The sequence below is a fragment of the Ruminococcus sp. RTP21359st1_H3_RTP21359_211015 genome (genome assembly GCF_040909065.1).
Taxonomy (GTDB): domain Bacteria; phylum Bacillota; class Clostridia; order Oscillospirales; family Ruminococcaceae; genus Hominimerdicola; species Hominimerdicola aceti.
In genome coordinates, this window is the sequence record NZ_JBDGDD010000003.1 from 16,595 (window position 1) to 35,885 (window position 19,291).

The 19,291-nt window shown below is 46.1% G+C and carries 17 protein-coding genes; 6 read left to right on the top strand and 11 right to left on the bottom strand.

Annotated elements, in window-relative coordinates:
• Window positions 1-8: 8 nt before the first annotated feature.
• The 6 genes from AB5Z01_RS01680 to AB5Z01_RS01705 all read left to right on the top strand — a co-directional run bounded on the left by AB5Z01_RS01680 (window position 9) and on the right by AB5Z01_RS01705 (window position 5,470).
• On the top strand, window positions 9-653 hold the full coding sequence (locus AB5Z01_RS01680; RefSeq protein ID WP_368365246.1) for an MBL fold metallo-hydrolase: 645 nt from the start codon (window positions 9-11) through the stop codon (window positions 651-653).
• On the top strand, window positions 650-2,107 hold the full coding sequence (gene hemZ / locus AB5Z01_RS01685) for a coproporphyrinogen dehydrogenase HemZ (protein WP_368365247.1): 1,458 nt from the start codon (window positions 650-652) through the stop codon (window positions 2,105-2,107). Before AB5Z01_RS01680 ends, hemZ begins: the two co-directional genes overlap by 4 nt.
• Window positions 2,091-3,452 carry a 23S rRNA (uracil(1939)-C(5))-methyltransferase RlmD gene (rlmD, locus tag AB5Z01_RS01690; protein WP_368365248.1) on the top strand — a complete coding sequence of 454 codons (1,362 nt, stop codon included), beginning with the start codon at window positions 2,091-2,093 and terminating at the stop codon, window positions 3,450-3,452. Before hemZ ends, rlmD begins: the two co-directional genes overlap by 17 nt.
• Before the next feature lie 282 nt (window positions 3,453-3,734).
• Window positions 3,735-4,172, top strand: a complete 438-nt coding sequence (locus AB5Z01_RS01695) for a hypothetical protein (protein WP_368365249.1) — start codon at window positions 3,735-3,737, stop codon at window positions 4,170-4,172.
• Between the two features lie 2 nt (window positions 4,173-4,174).
• Window positions 4,175-4,606, top strand: coding sequence for a hypothetical protein (locus AB5Z01_RS01700; protein ID WP_368365250.1), 432 nt, complete (start codon window positions 4,175-4,177; stop codon window positions 4,604-4,606).
• Window positions 4,607-4,684: 78 nt separating this feature from the next.
• Window positions 4,685-5,470 (top strand): hypothetical protein, encoded by a 786-nt coding sequence (locus AB5Z01_RS01705; protein ID WP_368365251.1) that lies wholly within the window; start codon window positions 4,685-4,687, stop codon window positions 5,468-5,470.
• Between the two features lie 75 nt (window positions 5,471-5,545).
• Here the strand turns inward: AB5Z01_RS01705 and AB5Z01_RS01710 are convergent, their stop codons facing one another.
• The 11 genes from AB5Z01_RS01710 to AB5Z01_RS01760 form a co-directional block, all read right to left on the bottom strand.
• Window positions 5,546-7,111 (bottom strand): recombinase family protein, encoded by a 1,566-nt coding sequence (locus AB5Z01_RS01710; protein WP_368365252.1) that lies wholly within the window; start codon window positions 7,109-7,111, stop codon window positions 5,546-5,548.
• Window positions 7,111-7,527, bottom strand: coding sequence for an integrase (locus AB5Z01_RS01715; protein WP_368365253.1), 417 nt, complete (start codon window positions 7,525-7,527; stop codon window positions 7,111-7,113). Before AB5Z01_RS01715 ends, AB5Z01_RS01710 begins: the two co-directional genes overlap by 1 nt.
• Window positions 7,527-9,086, bottom strand: coding sequence for a recombinase family protein (locus AB5Z01_RS01720; protein ID WP_368365254.1), 1,560 nt, complete (start codon window positions 9,084-9,086; stop codon window positions 7,527-7,529). Before AB5Z01_RS01720 ends, AB5Z01_RS01715 begins: the two co-directional genes overlap by 1 nt.
• A gap of 53 nt (window positions 9,087-9,139) precedes the next feature.
• A complete protein-coding gene (locus AB5Z01_RS01725; RefSeq protein ID WP_368365255.1) occupies window positions 9,140-9,376 on the bottom strand; it encodes an SHOCT domain-containing protein in 237 nt (78 codons plus the stop codon).
• 113 nt (window positions 9,377-9,489) lie between these two features.
• Window positions 9,490-10,455, bottom strand: coding sequence for an SPOR domain-containing protein (locus tag AB5Z01_RS01730; protein WP_368365256.1), 966 nt, complete (start codon window positions 10,453-10,455; stop codon window positions 9,490-9,492).
• Window positions 10,427-10,840 carry a holin family protein gene (locus AB5Z01_RS01735; protein ID WP_368365257.1) on the bottom strand — a complete coding sequence of 138 codons (414 nt, stop codon included), beginning with the start codon at window positions 10,838-10,840 and terminating at the stop codon, window positions 10,427-10,429. The genes AB5Z01_RS01730 and AB5Z01_RS01735 overlap by 29 nt, the downstream gene beginning before the upstream one ends.
• A 78-nt stretch (window positions 10,841-10,918) precedes the next feature.
• Entirely contained in the window at window positions 10,919-12,325 is a 1,407-nt protein-coding gene (locus AB5Z01_RS01740) for a hypothetical protein (protein ID WP_368365258.1), read from the bottom strand.
• 2 nt (window positions 12,326-12,327) lie between these two features.
• Entirely contained in the window at window positions 12,328-13,437 is a 1,110-nt protein-coding gene (locus tag AB5Z01_RS01745; protein ID WP_368365259.1) for a hypothetical protein, read from the bottom strand.
• On the bottom strand, window positions 13,430-15,679 hold the full coding sequence (locus tag AB5Z01_RS01750) for a hypothetical protein (RefSeq protein WP_368365260.1): 2,250 nt from the start codon (window positions 15,677-15,679) through the stop codon (window positions 13,430-13,432). Before AB5Z01_RS01750 ends, AB5Z01_RS01745 begins: the two co-directional genes overlap by 8 nt.
• A gap of 13 nt (window positions 15,680-15,692) precedes the next feature.
• Complete coding sequence (locus AB5Z01_RS01755) at window positions 15,693-16,055, bottom strand: hypothetical protein (RefSeq protein WP_368365261.1); 363 nt, start codon at window positions 16,053-16,055, stop codon at window positions 15,693-15,695.
• Window positions 16,056-16,057: 2 nt separating this feature from the next.
• Complete coding sequence (locus AB5Z01_RS01760) at window positions 16,058-19,132, bottom strand: phage tail tape measure protein (protein ID WP_368365262.1); 3,075 nt, start codon at window positions 19,130-19,132, stop codon at window positions 16,058-16,060.
• Window positions 19,133-19,291 lie beyond the last annotated feature (159 nt).

Below are 19,291 nucleotides of genomic sequence, written 5' to 3' on the forward strand. Positions count from 1 at the left end.
GACAGATAATGAAAATATATAGACTCAAACCATTGAGTGTTTGTGAAACGAACAGCTATATTGTTGCAAGCGAAGAAAATAACTGCGTTCTTATCGATGCACCTGCCGACCCTGATTATATTCTCGGTGAGATAGAGAGTCACGGTCTTACGCTTAAAAAGATCTTTCTTACTCATGGTCATTTTGACCATATCGGTGCTGTGGCTGACCTTGTAGACAGGACAGGCTGCAAGGTGTATATCCACATTATGGATAAGCCTAAGCTTACAGATGACGCAGGAATGCTTGCTAATCTTTTCAGAATAAGAGGACACAGAAATTACACAGGCAAGGTCAATGTGTTTACAGAGGACGATATATTAAAGCTTGACGAGCTTGAATTTGACGTGTTGGAAACGCCGGGACATACAAGCGGTTCTGTTTGTTTCATATGCGGCATGAATATGTTTTCGGGAGATACCCTATTTTCAAGAAGTGTTGGCAGAACTGATATGCCTGATGGAAGCAGCACAGCCCTTATGAAGTCGCTTATGAAAATAGCTGACCTTGGTGGAAATCTCACTGTTTACCCAGGTCACATGAATGTCACGACACTTGACGCTGAGAGAAAGTATAACCCATATCTCAGGCAGGCTGCGGAGGCTTTGAAATGACTCTGATATTCAGCGGCAACGATTATAAATATGAGCTTGAGGGAGTAATGAAGCTTTTTATCCCTGCAACGCTCTTTACCCACGTTTTTTCTGACAGCATAGATACAGAGGACGATTATGTGTTCGCTCAGAAAAAGGATAACGCTGACAATGTTTGTTTGAGCGTTAAGGTGAGATATGACGGCAAGACTTGCGAAAAAGAGGAGTTTGTGCATTTTGAAAGCGACATGGAACTTTCACTGTCAAGACTTCTTTTTAAGGCAATGAGCGAGATAACAGGCATTGTGCCGAAATGGGGCGTTATAACGGGAATAAGACCTGTGAAGCGTGTGAATGATATGCTCAGTGAGGGCATGAACAAGGCGGAGATATTTAAAGCCATGGAGAGCAGGTATCTTTGCAGCGAAGAAAAGTGCGATATTGCATACAAAACTGCTATAACCCAGAAGCCTGTCCTCGATGAGCTTGAAAAGGACAGCTTTAGTCTTTATGTGTCAGTGCCGTTTTGTCCCACAAGATGCTCCTACTGTTCTTTCGTTTCGCAATCTATCGAGGGCTGTATGAAGCTTATCCCTGAATATGTGAACAAGCTGTGTGAAGAGATAGTTTATACTGCGAAGATAACGAAAAAGCTTGGTTTGAAGCTTGACACCGTATATTTTGGCGGCGGCACACCTACCACGCTCACTGCTGCTCAGCTTGACAGAGTTATGAAAGTCATTGAAAACAGCTTTGATATGTCAACTGTCCGTGAATACACTGTTGAAGCGGGAAGACCTGACACCATAACTGAAGAAAAGCTGAAGGTGCTTAAAGCAAACGGCTGTGGCAGAGTATCTATAAATCCACAGACTTTGAATGACAGCGTTCTTGAGGCTATTGGCAGAAAGCACACAACTGCACAGTTTTTTGACAGCTTTGACTTTGCAAGAAAAGTTGGTTTTGACTCTATAAATACCGATATAATCGCAGGTCTGCCAACAGACACAGTGGAGAGCTTTGAGAATACCATTGATAAGCTTATAGAGCTTGCTCCTGAGAATATCACTGTACACACACTTTCCATAAAGCGTGCGGCTAGGCTAAATCACAGCGGTGACAGGGAAGTGCTGAAAAATCCAGCCGATAAAATGGTAGAGTATGCCACAAAAAGACTTCTTGAAAGCGGCTATCTGCCTTATTATCTCTACAGACAGAAGAATATGCTTGAAAATCTTGAAAATATAGGCTGGACAAAGCGGGGTCACGAGAGTTTATATAATATCTATATAATGGAAGAGGTTCAAACCATACTTGCAATGGGTGCAGGTGGCTCGACAAAGCTTGTTGACAAAGAGGGCGGACGTTTGGAGCGTGTGTTCAATTACAAATTTCCGCTTGAATACAATAAGCATTTTGAGCTTATGCTTAAGCGAAAAAATGAGATAGAGGAATTTTATGCTAAAGAAAAATGAGATTATCAGGCTTGAAATAAGCGGTATGACAAATGAGGGCAACGGAGTAGGAAAGCACGAGGGCATTGTTGTTTTCGTGCCTTTTACTGTTATTGGCGACGTTATCGAATGCAGGATAGTCAAGGTCTGCAAAACGTATTGCTATGGCATTATCGAAAATATTGTAAGTGGTTCGGTTGAAAGAACGAAGAACGATTGCCCTGTTTATTCAAGGTGTGGCGGTTGTTGTTTTCGTCACATGAGCTATGAGGAAGAATGCCGTGTAAAAGAGCAGTTCATAAAGGATTCATTTGAGCGTATTGGTAAGCTTTATCCTGAATATGACAGCTTTGAGGGTTGTAAACAGCTTGTTGGTTATCGCAACAAGGCTCAGTACCCTGTAGCAGAGCAGGACGGCAGGGCAGTTTGCGGATTCTATTCAAGGCGTTCTCATCGTGTATGCGATCACACCGATTGTGCATTACAGCCTGCTGTATTCAAGGCAATAGCCGATGAAATAATGGCATATGTGAACAAGCGTAAGATAAAGGCATACAACGAGGAAACGGGAAGCGGTCTGCTCAGGCATATTTATCTCAGGCGTGGCGAATACTCAGGTGAGATAATGGTCTGTCTTGTTATTACCGACCTTAAAAAGCGTGGAATATTTGACGTGCTTGTGGGTGAGCTTTGCAAAAAATATGCTGATATAAAGAGTATAGTTTTCAATGAGAATAGCCGAAAGACCAACTGTATACTCGGACAGAAGCTTGTTACTGCGTATGGAAGCGACACGATACACGATACCATGTGTGGAAATGATATAGAGATATCACCGCTGTCATTTTATCAGGTAAATACAATTCAGGCGGAGCGGCTTTATGAAATTGCCGCAGATTATGCTCAGCTGACAGGAAAGGAAACTCTTCTTGATCTTTACTGCGGTGCAGGAACGATTGGTTTGTCAATGAGCAAAAAGGTGAAAAAGCTCATAGGTGTTGAGATAATACAATCTGCAATAGACAATGCAAAACGAAATGCCGCAACAAACAATGTCACAAATGCGGAATTTATATGTGGTGACGCAGGAAAGATAGCAGAGATACTTTACAGCCGTGGCGAGCGACCAGATGTGATAATAGCTGACCCTGCAAGAAAGGGCTGCACTAGGGACGCACTGGAGTACATGGCAAAAATGTCCCCTGACAGGATAGTTATGATATCCTGCAATCACGCTACTGCTGCTAGGGACTGTGCTGTGCTGGAAGAGTTGGGGTATAAGACGGTCAAGGTCAAGGGCGTGGATCTGTTTGGGCGGACGGGGCATGTGGAGACGGTAGTCTTGATGTCAAGGAAAGATAAATAAGTGCCAGAAAGCGGCGTATTTTCGGGCTTTTTCGGAGGTTTGGATTTGAAGCCAGACTTCTGAAAAGGCTCGGTTTTCTTATATGGAAACATATCTACCGCAAAATGTGTGTCAGGTTGTAACCTCGGATTAGATGTCACGATTTGAGATAGTGGATTAGATGTCAGGCATTTTGGGATGATTTTTGGAAAATGAAAAAGGGTGACAACCAATCCGGCAACTCGACCATTTTGCGTGTTTGCAGGCAGTGGAATAGATGTCAAGGAGAATTGGAGGTTGCTTATGATCCTGCATCAGGGAAATAAAAGCATCGAATTTACAATAGTAAACTATCAGTATCCAGAGAAAAGACCATCAAAAGAAGGCTTCGATTATGACGCAAATTGGCTGATGTGTGAAGTCAAGTATTCAGATGCCGAAACAAATGAAACATACAAGGATGCTTACCTCCTAACAGATGAACTGACAGATATGGTAGAAGAACTTTCTGAAATTATAGATGGCTCTGAAGATGGATATATTTCAGATTTCATGGAACCATATTTGAAGGTTGCGGCGGCAAGAGCGGACGAGAAAATTGTGATTATTTTTCAGTTCGTCTATGACACGACAGATGGAATCTGGAGGAATAGAAAAATCACAACATTATTGTCGAAGGAAGAGGCAACAGAAATCGTACAAGTGCTGAGAGAGTTGATGAGGAAATATCAGGTGAGATGACTATGAAGACAAAGAAAATTGTTATAAAAAGCACATCGGGATTTTGCCCTGTAGATTATGCCTATAGCGATAAATTAACGATAATGCCTAACTCCATCGCGTATGAATATAAGCCTTATCTTGAGGATGACAATTCACTCAATGCGTACAAGAAGTGGTCATATAAAACGACGAACAGTATTTTCAGCTTGGCGTTTGAGAAGATAGCTGTGGCTGTTGATGAGATATTAAGCCGCGATCAAGAGGCTATGTATTGTGACTGCGGCAATATAGATTTTATTGTTACATACGAAGATGGAAATAGGGTGGCGCGTGAATTTGGGGTACCGGCTGATGAATTTGCGGATTGCTTTAAAGCCATCAGAGAAATTATTCCTGTGACTGAGGATGTCCCTGAGGCAATCAGAATTAGTGAAGATTGTGAAGATGAGTAAGGCCTCGCGAAAAATACAAATGCTATAAAGAAAGGAGGCGTGTTAAATGGCTGATATTGTTAAACTGTAAAGAATGAAATGACATTCGAGAAGATTCTTGTAGCGGCAATGCATACACCTGGTGTGAAAATAAATCGAGAAAAGTTTCTTCGAAAGGAACTGATAAGATATTGCTCAGAAGATATTATTGCTGAGGCAATAAAGAATAATCCAGCAAAGGCTGGAATTTCAAAAGAGTTAGTTAATAAAATCTCGAAGCAGGTGATTAACTATGAAGCAACAAAAGTTACTACGCTTTCTGTTGCAGCAAGTATACCAGGCGGAGCGGCGGCAATCGGAGCTGCAGCAGCAGATATTACATCATACTTTGTATTCATTCTTAGGACAGTGCAGGAATTAGCGTATTTGTATGGATTTGAGCAGTTCAATCTTAATGAGGATGATGTGGATTCTGAAACAATGAACTACTTACTTATTTTTATGGGTGTGATGTTTGGTGTACAAGGTGCCACGGGTGTTCTCAAGAAATTAGCTGATGTACTGGCAAAAAACATTGCTAAGAAGTTGGCTCAAAAATCTTTAACTAAGGGAGTGGTTTATCCGATTGTAAAGAAGGTTGCACTAAGTGTTGGTATCCGTATGACGAAGCAAATCTTTGCTGACGGCGTGGCATCAGCTGTCCCAATATTAGGAGGTGCACTTTCCGGCGGATTGACGTTTGCGATGTTTAAACCTGGCTGTATGAAATTGAGAAAAAATCTTATGTCATATAATCTTTGTGATCCAGAGTATTATAAAGACAGTGTTGATGCAGACTATACAGCAGGAACTGAGGTCGATGAAGAACATGTTGAATATCAGTAAAGTTAAACAAGGAGAAAAATAACAAAAATACCCTCCCGGCCATCATGGTCGAGAGGGTTTAGTGCGTCTACGGGATTATCCTTCAATCTCAATTTTTAGCCCTGATTTAAGCTCCACAGTGAAGTGGTCCTCCCAGACGATGATTCGTTCAAGCCAGCGCTTTACCAGGGCTTCGTCGAAGGCTTCCAGGTGTGCGGGCTGCTGCTTGATGAAATCCTGCAGCTCGTTGATGCGGGTAATCTGTGCGTCTCTGGCGGCAGTGTCAACCGTGCACTTTTCGCGCTGTTCCCGGAGCTTGAAAATCTCATCGGCAATCTCGTCGTAGGCCTCTTTGTTGTTGGCCTTTTTAAGAAGCTCTTTTTGTAGGCTCTGCAGTTTTTCATCGATCCCATCAGCGGTATTTTGCTGAGCACTTCGGATCACCTTTGCGATGTTCTGTTGGAGCTGTGCCTGATAGGTGGACTTATCGCCAAGGAGCATGTTGATGGCCTGAACTACCACATTCTCTAATACCGTTTCATTGACAGTTCTTGCGCGGCATTCCTGCCCGGTGGGCTCCAGTCTACTGATGCAGCGCCAGACGACGGATTTGCAGCCGCGATTGTTCCAGTGGATTCTGCGGAACATTTCACCGCATTTGCCGCAAATGACAATCTGCGCAAAGCAGTGGTTGCAACTGTAGGAGCGCTTTTTGCCATTGGTGCTGGTTTTGACCACTCGTCTGCGTACCAGCTCTTCCTGCACCCGTAAGAAGATATCCTTCGGAATAATTGCTTCGTGGTTGCCTTCCACATAGTATTGCGGAACGATGCCATTGTTCTTTACTCTGGTTTTATTCAGGAAGTCTGTGGTGTAGGTCTTCTGAAGCAGGGCATCACCGATGTATTTCTCGTTTCGAAGAATCTTGTTGATGGTGCTGGTCCACCATTTTGTTTTGCCAGCACCGGTGAGAATGCCGTCAGCCTCAAGACCTTTTGCAATCCGGTCCATAGAGTAGCCCTCCAGGTATTCCCGGTAGATTCGCTTTACTACCTCTGCCTGTTCTGGATCGATGATAAGATTTCCATCGACATCCTTGGTGTAGCCGAGGAAGTGATTGTGATTTACCTGTACCTGGCCATTCTGGTAGCGAAACTGGAGTCCCAGCTTTACATTCTGGCTGAGGGATTGTGATTCCTGCTGAGCCAGGGAAGCCATAATCGTAATCAGGACCTCACCCTTGGCATCCATTGTGTTGATGGCCTCTTTTTCAAAGAAAACGGGAATGTTCTTATCCTTCAGCTGTCGGATGTATTTCAGACAGTCCAGAGTGTTTCTGGCAAATCTGCTGATGGACTTGGTAATGATCATGTCGATGTTTCCGGCCTCACAATCGTCAATCATGCGATTGAAGTCCTCACGCTTTTTGGTGTTGGTGCCGGAAATACCATCATCGGCGTAGATACCGGCAAATTCCCATTCTGGATTTTTCTGTATAAATTCTGTGTAATGCTCAACCTGAGCATCGTAGCTTGTAGCCTGCTCATCGCTGTCAGTACTGACTCTGCAGTACGCTGCGACTCTAAGCTTTGGCTTTGCATCCTGCTGTCTGGCAGTGTTTCCGACCTGCCGTTTTGCAGGGATGACCATAACATTTCCCATTATTTGACCTCGCTTTCTATCAGGCTGTATAGGTATTCTGCCTGCCTGACCGGATTTCCATAATTCTCTGTAATGTCACCAAGTCGAAAGGCGGTAGGTGGCCTTTTTATGATTGGTGCAATATAGCGGTCGTTCCGTCCAAGGCGCGTAGAGCGCTTATTAAGCTCCGCACTGGCGGAATCGAAGGATGCCGGATCAATGATGGCCGGGTAGAAGTCATCTCCGAGGTAATGCCTGTTTAGCATCATGCGCTTGGCACCAGAATGGAGTAGGCCAAGCCCAGCTTCCTTTGCAGCGTTGGTAAGAGATAGACCGCTTAAATAATTCTTGTAAAGGTCTCGAACCTGAGCGGCAGCAGCTTCATCTATCACTGCCTTGCCATTCTCGATTCGATAACCGTAGGGTGTGTGTCCCATCAAATCATCTCCTTCAAAATAAGACCACAATGAAGTGCAAAGCCGATTTTCTGGCGGCTGTAAACCTCAATGTGATCCACGAATAGTTCAAATAATTCTTTGCTGTATTCCGGTTGCATTTCCCCACGTTCGCAGAAGTGTAGCAGGCGTTCCGTCTCGTATACCTTTGTGGCATCCAGTGATTGGGAGCGATTCAGTGCCTCAATTTCATTGCGATAGTCATTGGCTTGCGATAGAAGAGCATTGTTTTCCTGGGTAAAAAGAATCTGGTCAATGTAGCCCTGTCCCATCAGCTTATGTAGGGTTTCTCGCTGTTCGGTGTTCTGCTCCAGCAACATTTCTAATTGTTGGATATTCAGAAGCGATGCATCGCCGGTGTTTTCCTGTAGTGCTTTCAAATAAGGCTTCAAGACCAGCTTGTGGCAGTAGACCAGCTTATTGATCATCGTGGTAAATGCAAGCTTCAAATCATCATCACGGATATAAAGCATAGAGCACCTGTTGGTGTTCTCCAGGTGAGTATTGCACACCCAGGCTGCGTATTTCCCGTAGGTGTTGGAATGGATTCTCCTACGGAAGGTATTCCCGCATTCGCTGCAGATAATCTTGCTGGAAAAGGCATAGCGCTGTTGATACTTAGCATTTCCCTTCTTGATGCCTTTCTCACTTGCTCGTTGTTCAATCAAGGCTGCTGCGGCTTCAAAATCCTCATGACTGATAATTGCTTCGTGGTGATCTGGCACATAGTACTGATCGAGGTGGCCGTCATTCTTGTGGCGATTAAAATTGCTGTCGGTATAGGTCTTCTGGAAAATGCAGTCACCGGTGTATTTTTCATTCCTGATGATGTCGCGAATGCTGGTAGAGGTCCAGCGGCCGCTTTTCTTGGTTGGAACCTGTTCCTGGTTTAGCTCCTTGGCGATAGCCTCTGTGCCTTTCCCGGAAAGAAGCTCTCGAAAGATGCGCTTTACAATTTCAGCCTGCTCAGGATCCACCAGGATTTCTCCATCCTTCCAGCAGTAGCCGTAAGGCACATAGCCGAGCTTATAGGTTCCATCCAGGAAGCGTTTCTTAATACTCCACTTGTTATTTTCGGAAATCGAAGCGGATTCGCCTTCGGCCATAGAGCTTAGGATGGAAAGAAACAGCTCACTTTCCATCGAGCCGGTGTTGATATTTTCCTTCTCGAAATAGATCGGAATATCCAGTGACAGAAGTGTTCTTACTATCTCCAAGCAGTCCGTAGTATTTCGGGAGAGGCGGCTGATGGACTTGGTGATTACAAAGTCGATTTTCTTTGCTTTACAATCTTCGATTAGTCGCAGGAGCATTGGCCTTTTATCAGCCTTGGTGCCGGTAATACCTTCGTCAAAGTAGAGCCCTGCAAAGGTCCAGTCATCACGGGAGGTGATGTAGCTTTTGTAGTGCTCTTTCTGTGCATCCAGACTTTCGAGCTGTGCATCAGAATCCGTGGAAACGCGGCAGTAAGCAGCCACACGGAGCTTCTTTTTCGAAGCCAGTGAAGGTTGGATTTTATCGATTTTGGTTACCTTCTTCATGGTGATTCACCTCCTTTGTCAGTGTATATACATCACTCTAAAGGCCACATATATCAAGTGATTCTGGGCATAATCTCGACGAACATCGGAGAGAATGTATCGCGGTTTAGTTGCGTCAATTTGTTGAATTCCACCAAGGAAATAAGTCCAGCGGAGAACAGTGCTTCGCTGGCTCTCTGGGCCATGAAGTAGTCGTAATCCTGTTGAATTTCGATGGATGATATCGGTACAGTCTTTAGATGAGAAGCGATATCCGTTGCCTGTAATACTGCTTTTGTTTCTTTCTGCATGAAAAGTACCTCCAGTTTCAGTTCTTTACTTTCCACTGGAGATGAGCGGCCGATTTGAGCGGATAAAAAGAAAAAGGGCCTATAAGGACGCAAATCCTCATAGACCCTGATGGTTATCCCAGTAATTCATTTACTTTTGCCTGCACAGCCGCATAATCATATCCGGCAGAGATAAGGCGGTTTCTTCTGTCAGCGCCATTTCCCCAGTCGCCACGGATAACTTCACGCGCGATTTCATTCATGGATTTGAGAGTTGAAACAGAGGTTCCGGATTCTGTTGTGATGAAGGCATCAAAACCGGCAGTCTTGAGCTTTGTCATCATGTTATCAGCATTGGTTTTCTCACGATAGGCACCGACCTGAATCTTATAGAGTCCTCCGATCTGCACCATATAAGTATCAAAGCCAGCAGCCTTTACGTGAGCAAGCTGTGCATCAGCATTGGCCTTGTTCTTATAAGCTCCGACCTGTACACGATAAAGATGATCCGTGGCAGGAGAAGTATTTCCACCAAGATTTGCAGTAACCTTTGCAGCCAGATCGCCTAGGCGGGCATAGAGCCAGTTTCCAGGGCAGGATTTGTTGGCAAACCATCTGTGGACAGTGATCACCATCTCATCGGACTTTGGTGCATAATTCAAGGTCTTGTCCTTGTCTCCAAGCCACAAAAGCTTCTTCTTGCCATTGCGCTTGCAGATATCAGTGCAGAGCGAGATAAGAGAAGCGTAGACCTTATCGTTCATCGCATAGGGCTCCGACATGTCAGAGGCGCATTCGATGGTGATGGCTCTCTGGTCATTGGCATTGGAGGAAGAGCACCAGCTACGGTTTTTCTCTTCAACACATAAGGAGATACGTCCGTCAGTGCCGATTCCATAGTTGCAGGAGGCCTGACGAGAAGGGCTGGTAAAGCATCCGCAGATACTTTCGGCAGATAACTGACCGACCACGCAGTGTGGCGTGATGCGGTCGATGGAATGGGTTCTCTGTCCAGAGTGGTTTGGACTGAGCTTGGTATAGGATACCAAGGAGCTGTTCGTATAAGCCATTTTATTTATCCTCGCTTTCTGCTCTGTCATGGAGCTGTTCTAAAACGGTTTTGATCTTCTCCGGTACCGGAAGGCCGAGATGCGCTGCATTCTCAAGAAGGCTTACACCCTCATTGGAAATGTAGAAAAAGATCACAGCGGTACGAAGCACACTGCCGGTACCGATGACCTGCACATCAAGGATGTTTGCGATTCCGACCAGTAGGAAGATGAGCACTTTTCGGCAGATGCCCTTAAAGCCCACCTCACTGGAGAGAGTTTTGTCTGCAATCGCACACATGACGCCTGTGATGTAATCAATCACCACAAAGGCGAGCAGTGCATAGAGCAGACCGTCACAGCCGCCGAGAAAGTAACCAAGCCATCCTCCGACAGCTGCAAATGCAAGTTGAATCGTGTTCCAGAATTCCTTCATAATGTTTGTCCTCCTTTGAATTTTGGGTATGAAAAAAGCACCTCGTCATGAGATGCTTGCTTCCAAGGTGTTACAGAGCTATTCCTCTGTAATGGTGTATGTGATTTTCATGGTCTTATCTGCGGTCTTGATGACCGGAGTGCCCAGGTTATTGATGGTGGCAAGGTAGGGAGTAACCAAGAACAGCTCACGGTACAGATTGTAGACATTCGATTGAAATATCCATTCACGAAGCGCGTAGGTCTTATATCGAGTCATCTGGTTTCGTCCCCAGGATGCATAGCTCGCATCCGGTGTATCACGAACATAGATTTTGGGCTCACCGTTTAGGAAATACCAACCATTGATTACGATGTCATCATCTACGATATAGGTCCACACGGTTGACGAAACATAGGTGATATTCGGCACCAGCTCAATGTTTGCCACATTGGTGGTATCAATGCGATACACCTGATTGCCGGTATAGCACATGAGCCATTTTCCGCTCATACCCAAGCTGTAGAATTCACTGATGTCGCTTGGCGCTACGATTTTTTGTGTAGTGCATTTATTGCCGTCAATACAGTCCATATACCACTCGTAATTCTGGTGAGTGTAGTAGTCCTTGTTGCCGCTGGTATAATTGTACTTTCGGTTTGCTCGTCGAACTAATCCATACCATTTTCCGTCAGCACCATGATACAGATAATTCCAGATTCCAGAATTATCGTTATATGGTTCCTCCGTTCCATCCTTCTGTCCTCCAATATAGTGGTAGTAGGAAGGGTAATGGTTCAGCTCGATTGTGGTTTCCTCATCTGCCTCCGTGGTCATTCTTGTCAGCGGTCGATCAACGAGCGCTGCATGAAGATAATCGTCATGAATCTTTCGAAGCGTGGCCTGCGTAGAGTTATTGTAAGTGGTCATTTCCAGGCGATAACCTTCACCGATATAAACGCGCTTGTTCCCACGCATGCAGTAAGGCTTATATTTATCCTGAACATTTGCTGACCAGGTACCAATTCTGACCATGTAGTTACCGGCATATTGCGTTCCTTTTCCGGCCAGCGTGTTGGATAGGCAGATAGCAGAAATCGTTCCATTTGCCTGAGAAGTTGCAAAATCCCAGACAAAACGGTAACCGCCATCCACTTCCTTGCTCTCGGTGAGGTTCCGACTGCCTCGCCGGATATCCTCTGTGTTATTGGCATCATCCGAGGCATAGCCGATCAGCGGATTATTCAGTGGAGCATAGATATTGTCTGCACGCTCCTCAAGTGCATTCTGATATAAAAGGATGCCGCCCATGATATTTTTCTTAAGCGGCAGCATCCAATCATCTCCAGTGGAGCCATTAAATGTGGTGCTGTTATAAAGCATTCCTTTAATGTTGCAGTTCAGAACATCCATCGCGGCTTCCGTCACCAGGTTTGTGTCTTCGTAGTGCTCCTTTTTGCCGGTATGGACATCTGTAAGTTCAATTACTGTTTTTCCTTTCAGCATCATTATTCCTCCGTATTCAGATAGTCGGTCGTGATGGACTTGAGATATCCGTCTGCGCCACTGACGATAAATCGATATTTTAGCTGTCCGGTAGCTGCTTTCTCCGCCCAGGAATCCACACTGATGGCTTCGAGCGCAGCCTTCGACATTCCGGATTTCTCCTCGGACAGCTTTGCCCACACTGCATTGATGCAGCTCCACCAGCTTGCTCCGTCATCAAATGAGACAGCAAACAGCACCTCGTCCGAGCAGTCAGCAGTTACCTTTTCAATGCCAAGAATTGTGGAATCTGACATATCGATGTTTTCGGAATAAAGCACCTGCGGAATCGGTACTCCCGTGTAGGCAACCTTCATATCCGGAAAGAGATTCTCGGAATCATGCCAGTAAAGGATGGTCGGATCTTGCAGCGTGATGAGTAGCTTTCCATCCGGGATATCCTGGACACCCCGCGTCTCAAAAAGCTCTGCTGTGAGGTTGGTTTCCTCCAGTTTGATAAGAGCATTTTCTCCTACGGTATACAGTGCACCATCGGCATCTGAAATGAGATATCTTCGATTGTAGGGATCAAGAAAAACAGGCGCATGATCTGCATAGTCAAAGCTGTTCCCGAATTCATCCTTCGGTTTAAAAGAGATAATCTTTCCGGTAAGAGCCGTAAAGGAAAGCGTGCCATCCCCGGTAACCAGGCTGGAATCAGCCAGATAACTACTGTTGGTTGGGATGGTGTCAAAGGAGACGCAGATTTCTCCGGTATCGAATAGAATTGCATCCCAGACCATCCGAGTTGCTTCGTTTCGATTGCCGTGTACAGAGTAGCCTTCCCAGCGGATACGAAGGAACTTGTAGGTCCCCCAGATCGTTCCTTCCTCTTTTCGAAGTGTCATAAGATCGGTATCCCTGCGGACGATTTTTAGCTGCTCCGTATTCTCGCCAAAGCCAATCCAGGAGTTACCACTGACATAAAGGGTGGAGGCTGTTTTTCCTTTGTACTGAAACCAGTCAACACCTTTCACGGTATCAGTGCCATCATCCTGTAGAGAATTATTTCGAAGGATCTCCATGTGCTCTGTGCTCTTTAAAAGATCTTCGATAGTTCCATAATCAAACATTGCTTACCTCCAGTTCTGTTATTTCGGTCATATTCTGAAGCCCAAGTGAAAATGCGGCAAGTCGGCCACGGTCGATCTCCTGGTCCTGTCCGGAAATGCGTGTGTTGAAGGACTTCTTCAGCTTTACGGCACCATCGGTAATCTCAGTAAAGCTATTCAGCGAAAGGTCAGCAGCATACAAAACCTTCATATTGATAAAGGGAAGCGTATCAAAGGGCAGAATTGTAAGACCGGTTAAGCTATCGAAGTTCTCGGTCGGAATCACAAGCTTCAGCATCCGACCACGATCAAGGCGGACATTGCTATTTCCAGAGAGGGCATACTCTTTACGAAGTTTGAATACGTCATCATCAAAGACATATTCCTTCTGATAATGCATCTTCTTTTTATCAGCAGTTTCTACCACATCATGTACAATCGGTGCAAAGAGTCGAAGCGAATCCTTCATGGATAGCATCGGCATTCCGGTTAAGGAGATAGATGCCACGTGGTCGTTTAATCCTGTCTTTTTCGGAGCAAGGAAATGTACCGTAACAGCATCATGCAGCGTATGTGTAGGCATAGAGGAAAGAAGAATCTTCTTCAGGGTATCATCTGCCGTAATCCGTCCATCCCAGCGCTCCTGCACACCAAGCCCCTGGCCGGTGATCGTCGCCATGATATTTTGTGCCTCGATATACCCGGTTCCATTTTTCATGAAAATCAGTACCTCAAAGGTATGGAGCTGATTTGCCGTAAGGCCGATGATCGGGTAATAGAGCGTCAGGAGATGCTTGCCGCTGAGCCAGGATTCTTTCGGGTGGAATTCCTCAACCTCATGACCATCCAGCACATAGAAAACTGAGAGTGCAGTTTTCCCGTCCTCGTTCCAAGAAAGTGGAAAGGAAATCACCTTCTTATTTTCAACTTTATTTCCCTCGTCATCTGTAGTTGTTCCAAGGTCAATGGTCGTTTCTGCAGTAAGTGTTCGTGTATCAGGATTACTTTCTACATCCATGATCGCCTGGGCATGAAATTCCGCATTGGTCTCATCACCAGATGCAAACTCCATGTTGATGATGGACAGCTTTTCTTCTCCGGCATCCAGTGCCAGGGCATTGGTGAAGGTGTAAATGCTGAGCTTCGTTTCACCAATGGAGCTGATTAGGCCACTGATGTTTTTGTCGTTCTTACTTTTTGCTGCAGCAAGCCTTGGATTCTTGCCGACGCATTTCACAGTTTGCTTTCCATTGATTTTTGTATAGATAGAAGTGATTGCAGACCGTTTTGTTTCATCCGCATGGCCGCCGGTAAAGCGAAGTACATCACCAAGGTCCAGCGCAGGATTGCCGATGGTTTCTGAATCAAAGGGCACATACTCTACAGTTGAGACAACATCAAGAATCGTGTTAATGATTCGCTTTCTTGTCTCTTCCAAGCCAAATTGCAGAAGCGGATTCACGCCAAGGTTCATTGTGAGTCCATCATCCGGATCCTTCGCATAGTATTCCGCTGTCTCTGTCTTTTTGTTGGTGGAGCTGACCGCTGTGTAGCGAGTAACGAAATCGGAAAAGCTGCTGCTGAACCGATGACGGATATCAATGGCCATGGTTGGCGTGCTCCCGTAAGAAGTCAGAGAGAGCTTTCCATAACGATCAATGACTGCAAAGCATCCGAGCGTCTGGGCAAGGTAATAGAGAAAATCACGCCACGATTCGATGTCATTATCCTGATAGATACCAAGCAGCTCCGTGCCATTTGGCAAAGCCTCGATTTCTTCCTTCGTTTGCGCAAGCTCTACATGACACGCCTTCGATAGCAGAGAAAGAAATTCGTAGGGATAGGAGCTGGACAGGCCTTTATTGAAGGCTTTATCCAGATTCAGCATTCCATCATAGGCTTTTAGTTCCAGTGTTTTGATACGACGATTGGCTTCGGCCACATAGAACACACCCATCGGAATGCTCTCCGTACTGCCATCATCAAGCAGCAGATGGAACCAGAGCTTGATTTCTGCGCCGTCCAGGGTGTATCGGTCGATAGCACAGAACAGGCTGATGCCAAGCTCTGCGGCATACACTGAGCCAAGCTCAATTTCTGAGTCCCCACAGCACTGCCTCGAAATATATCCGCTGCCTTTTACGATATCCTCATTTCCAAATTCATAGGTTTTCTTATCACTGGTGGTGATCGTGCCGGTCCAGTAATATTTTCTTGTGTTACTTTTGATTGCCTGCATAAAGGCATCCGATACTGGATACACAGCACCACCTCCATTAAATTTCGTTCAGGGTAAAGCACACTGTCCACAGTCCCTTATAGGATGTGTCCTTTTTGAGCTTCGCCTTAAACCCGCTGATATACATTTCTGCTTCTTTCTGTGATAAATCATCGGTATCAAAATACTGAACCGTCAGTTTTGGCTGCTTGGAATAGGCCGTCAGCTGCTTCAGCCATTTGGGGGATACAGAGAAAGAGACGGATATCTTCACGACACCCGTCCTTACGACATCCCTCTGCGTAGTACCTGCTTCAGTTTCACCGCTGGAATCCGCCTCGACATCGGAAAGATCGAGGTCATAGGAATCCGGCAGTGGGAGGGCAGTACCATTGAAATTCAAATATTGCATAAATGCCATTGTTACCGACCTCCGCTTCTAAGATTTGCCCTCTGTTGGGCATTGACAATAACTTCATCCAACATCGTGCCACCAAGATATACCGGAATTACGATGTCTCCTGACTGGCCAGTTACACCAGCGAGGCCTTCACGGATTGCCGTAGTGATACCAGAGAGAGTATCGGCTGTTCCGGCAGATGTAGTGGCTGTGGCAGTTTCCATTCTTCCAATCTGCGGGTTGATCACCATGTTTGCGGCTACTCCATTCATTGCCTTTGCCACAAGGCTCTTGCTCTCTTCAATTCCACGAGCAAGCCCAGCCATGAAGTCTGGCATCCAGGATTCATAATCCGTGAGCGGTCCTTCGTCCGGTACGGAGAAATGCAGTACGGAGCGAATCTTGTTTGCCACACCATTTACCGCATCGGTAACTGCGCCAACAGCTGACTTGATACCATTCACGATACCCATGATGAGGTCGCGTCCCCAGCTGAATGCCTGAGAAGCAAGACCTTTAACGTAGCTGACGGCACGTTCAAATCCAGAATGGATCACGTTATAAATCTGACCAATGATGCTGCCGACAGCCGACTTTACGCTATTCCAGATGGAAGAAACCGTGTTCTTAATGGTATTCATCACACCAGAGATATAGCCGCTGATGCTGTTCCAGATACTTGTCACCACACCCTTGATGGCATTTAGCACAGACGTTACTACCGATTTGATGGCATTCCAGACCGTCGTAAAGATGGACTGGATCGTGGTCAACACCGTAGTTACCACAGTCTGAATGGCCGTCCAGATTGTCTGGAAAAAGCTCTGCAATGCAGTGAGAAGCGGAGTCAGGAAGGCAACGATGGCATTCCAAATCTCCTGGATTTTTGTGCTGATTGCATCCATCGCCATGCCGATCAAGATTTGAATAGCCTGAAAGATGGTTTCAAACAGATACCGGAAGGCTTCTAGCAGCGGGCCGAAAACCGACACAAATCCGTTCCAGATATTCGTGATTGTATCGACAATGTTCTGTACAATACCACCGACGGTCGTGCTGATTGCAGTCCAGATGGAAGAAGCAGTTGTAGCAATGCTTGTCCAAATACCGGAAAGAAACGTTGCAATTCCTGAGACGATGCTTCCAATCGTATCAGAGATTGCCTGCCACACCGTACCGGCAAGTGTTTTGATGTTCTCCCACAGGCCAGAAAGGAAGGTTCCGATTTCCGTCCAGTGTTCTTTGATCACAATGACAAGATTTGCCACTGAAAAGACAATCGCGGCTACCACGCCTGCAACCAGTGCCGGAGCACCAAGAATGACCGCTCCAACAGCAGCAAGGGCAATGCCAACGCCCATCAGGATATCCTTTACTACGGAGAATCCGTTCTGGAACATATCGATGAAGTTTTTCACAGCGGTGATAGCACCACCGATCACAAGACCAATGCCGGAGAATACCTTCAGCACAGCGCTAATTCCGGAGGTCGCTGCACCGATGCCCTTGATGGCTCCCGTGACCGTATTCACGGCACCTGCAATCTTCGGTGCCATCGTCATGATAGAGCCGACTGCACTCATGATTTTTCCAACAAAGATAAGTACAGGACCAAGAGCAGCGACCAGAAGTGCTACCACGAGGATAATCTGCTTTACTGGCTCCGGCAGCTTATTGAGAAAGTCCACCAGGCCCTGCAAAGCCGATACCAGAGAACGGATTGCAGGCATCATGAGATCTGCAAAGGAAATGGCGAGCTCCTGAAGCTGAGATTTTAGAATCGTAAGCTGACCACTTAAGTTGTCCTGCATGGTTTCTGCCATCTTCTCAGATGTGCCATCACAGTTCTTGATTGCGCTTTCGAGCTTTGAAATGTCTCCAGGTGCGGAGTTCATGAGCGCAAGGAAGCCGGACATCGCATTCTTTCCGACCAGCGCTTCTGCATTGGAGGCCTTCTCGGAATCGGAGAGCTGCCCGAAGGCGGACCGGCAGTCTGCAAGGATTGCCGTGAGACTTCGCATCGATCCATCGGCATTGGTGGTTGCAATCGTCACATCCCCGATGGATTTACCGGATATCTTCACCTCTCCGGTAAGGTTATTCATGATAGTGCGAAGAGAGGTACCGGCCTGTGAAGATTTGATGCCAGCATTTGCCATAAGACCGATGGCTTCTGCGGTATCCTCTGCAGAAAAGCCAAGTGCACCTGCAATCGGAGCACAGTATTTGAAGGTTTCACCCATCATGGACACATTCGTATTTGCATTGGAGCTTGCCGCTGCAAGGATGTCCGCGAAATGCCCGGAGTCTTTGGCAGTCAGACCAAATGCAGTCAGTGCATCGGTTACGATATCCGATGTAGTGGCAAGGTCCTCACCAGATGCCGCAGCAAGGTTCATGATGCCTTCGATACCATCCAGCATGTCGGAGGTTTTCCATCCGGCCATCGCCATGTAGTTCATGGCATCCGCAGCTTCAGATGCTGAGAACTTGGTTTTCGCACCCATCTCACGAGCCTTTGCACGGAGCTTATCGAAGTCCTCTCCGGTTGCACCAGATACGGCGGCTACCTGGCTCATAGAAGAATCGAAATCGGATGCTGTTTTTACAGCAGCAACGCCAAGAGCTGTAACTGCAGCAGAGGCAGGAAGGAGCTTTTCACCGGCGGAGGAAACCTTATCACCTGCGGATTTCAGGCTTTCACCAGCAGTAGCAATCTTCTGCACAGCAGTGGCAGACTGATTTGCCTGTGTCTCCAGCTTTTTGAGATCTTCTTCTGTTTCGATGATCTCACGCTGAAGGGCATCATACTGCTCTTTGGAAATATCCCCATTTGCAAGCGCCTGATTTGCTTGCTCTGCAGCAGTCTTAAGAGTAGCGAGCTTTTCCTTCGTCTCACTGACCGCACTAGAAAGGAGCTTCTGCTTCTGGGCAAGTAGCTCGGTATTGCCTGGATCCAGTTTCAGGAGCTTCTCGACATCCTTGAGCTGACTCTGCGTATTTTTGATTTCTGAATTGACACCTTTTAAGGCTGTCTGTAGTTTGGTGGTATCGCCGCCGATCTCGACAGTGATACCCTTGATTCTACTTGCCGCCATCGGCTGTACCTCCTTTTTCAAAAGTTGTGGTTAAAATAAATCGAAATCCCTCTGCGTAGCGATCTGCGCATAGCCTTTGTACTCATCATTGCTACTCTCTGCGTACATATCGTTCACCATTCCGATTGTGAGTAAATCCAGGTCTCGGATGGAGATGCC

Excerpts from the sequence above, each read along its gene's own strand:
- AB5Z01_RS01680 (WP_368365246.1), top strand. The coding sequence starts at position 9 with ATGAAAATATATAGACTCAAACCATTGAGTGTTTGTGAAACGAACAGC.
- hemZ (WP_368365247.1), top strand. The coding sequence starts at position 650 with ATGACTCTGATATTCAGCGGCAACGATTATAAATATGAGCTTGAGGGA.
- rlmD (WP_368365248.1), top strand. The coding sequence starts at position 2,091 with ATGCTAAAGAAAAATGAGATTATCAGGCTTGAAATAAGCGGTATGACA.
- AB5Z01_RS01695 (WP_368365249.1), top strand. The coding sequence starts at position 3,735 with ATGATCCTGCATCAGGGAAATAAAAGCATCGAATTTACAATAGTAAAC.
- AB5Z01_RS01700 (WP_368365250.1), top strand. The coding sequence starts at position 4,175 with ATGAAGACAAAGAAAATTGTTATAAAAAGCACATCGGGATTTTGCCCT.
- AB5Z01_RS01705 (WP_368365251.1), top strand. The coding sequence starts at position 4,685 with ATGACATTCGAGAAGATTCTTGTAGCGGCAATGCATACACCTGGTGTG.
- AB5Z01_RS01710 (WP_368365252.1), bottom strand. The coding sequence starts at position 7,111 with ATGGGAAATGTTATGGTCATCCCTGCAAAACGGCAGGTCGGAAACACT.
- AB5Z01_RS01715 (WP_368365253.1), bottom strand. The coding sequence starts at position 7,527 with ATGGGACACACACCCTACGGTTATCGAATCGAGAATGGCAAGGCAGTG.
- AB5Z01_RS01720 (WP_368365254.1), bottom strand. The coding sequence starts at position 9,086 with ATGAAGAAGGTAACCAAAATCGATAAAATCCAACCTTCACTGGCTTCG.
- AB5Z01_RS01725 (WP_368365255.1), bottom strand. The coding sequence starts at position 9,376 with ATGCAGAAAGAAACAAAAGCAGTATTACAGGCAACGGATATCGCTTCT.
- AB5Z01_RS01730 (WP_368365256.1), bottom strand. The coding sequence starts at position 10,455 with ATGACAGAGCAGAAAGCGAGGATAAATAAAATGGCTTATACGAACAGC.
- AB5Z01_RS01735 (WP_368365257.1), bottom strand. The coding sequence starts at position 10,840 with ATGAAGGAATTCTGGAACACGATTCAACTTGCATTTGCAGCTGTCGGA.
- AB5Z01_RS01740 (WP_368365258.1), bottom strand. The coding sequence starts at position 12,325 with ATGCTGAAAGGAAAAACAGTAATTGAACTTACAGATGTCCATACCGGC.
- AB5Z01_RS01745 (WP_368365259.1), bottom strand. The coding sequence starts at position 13,437 with ATGTTTGATTATGGAACTATCGAAGATCTTTTAAAGAGCACAGAGCAC.
- AB5Z01_RS01755 (WP_368365261.1), bottom strand. The coding sequence starts at position 16,055 with ATGGCATTTATGCAATATTTGAATTTCAATGGTACTGCCCTCCCACTG.
- AB5Z01_RS01760 (WP_368365262.1), bottom strand. The coding sequence starts at position 19,132 with ATGGCGGCAAGTAGAATCAAGGGTATCACTGTCGAGATCGGCGGCGAT.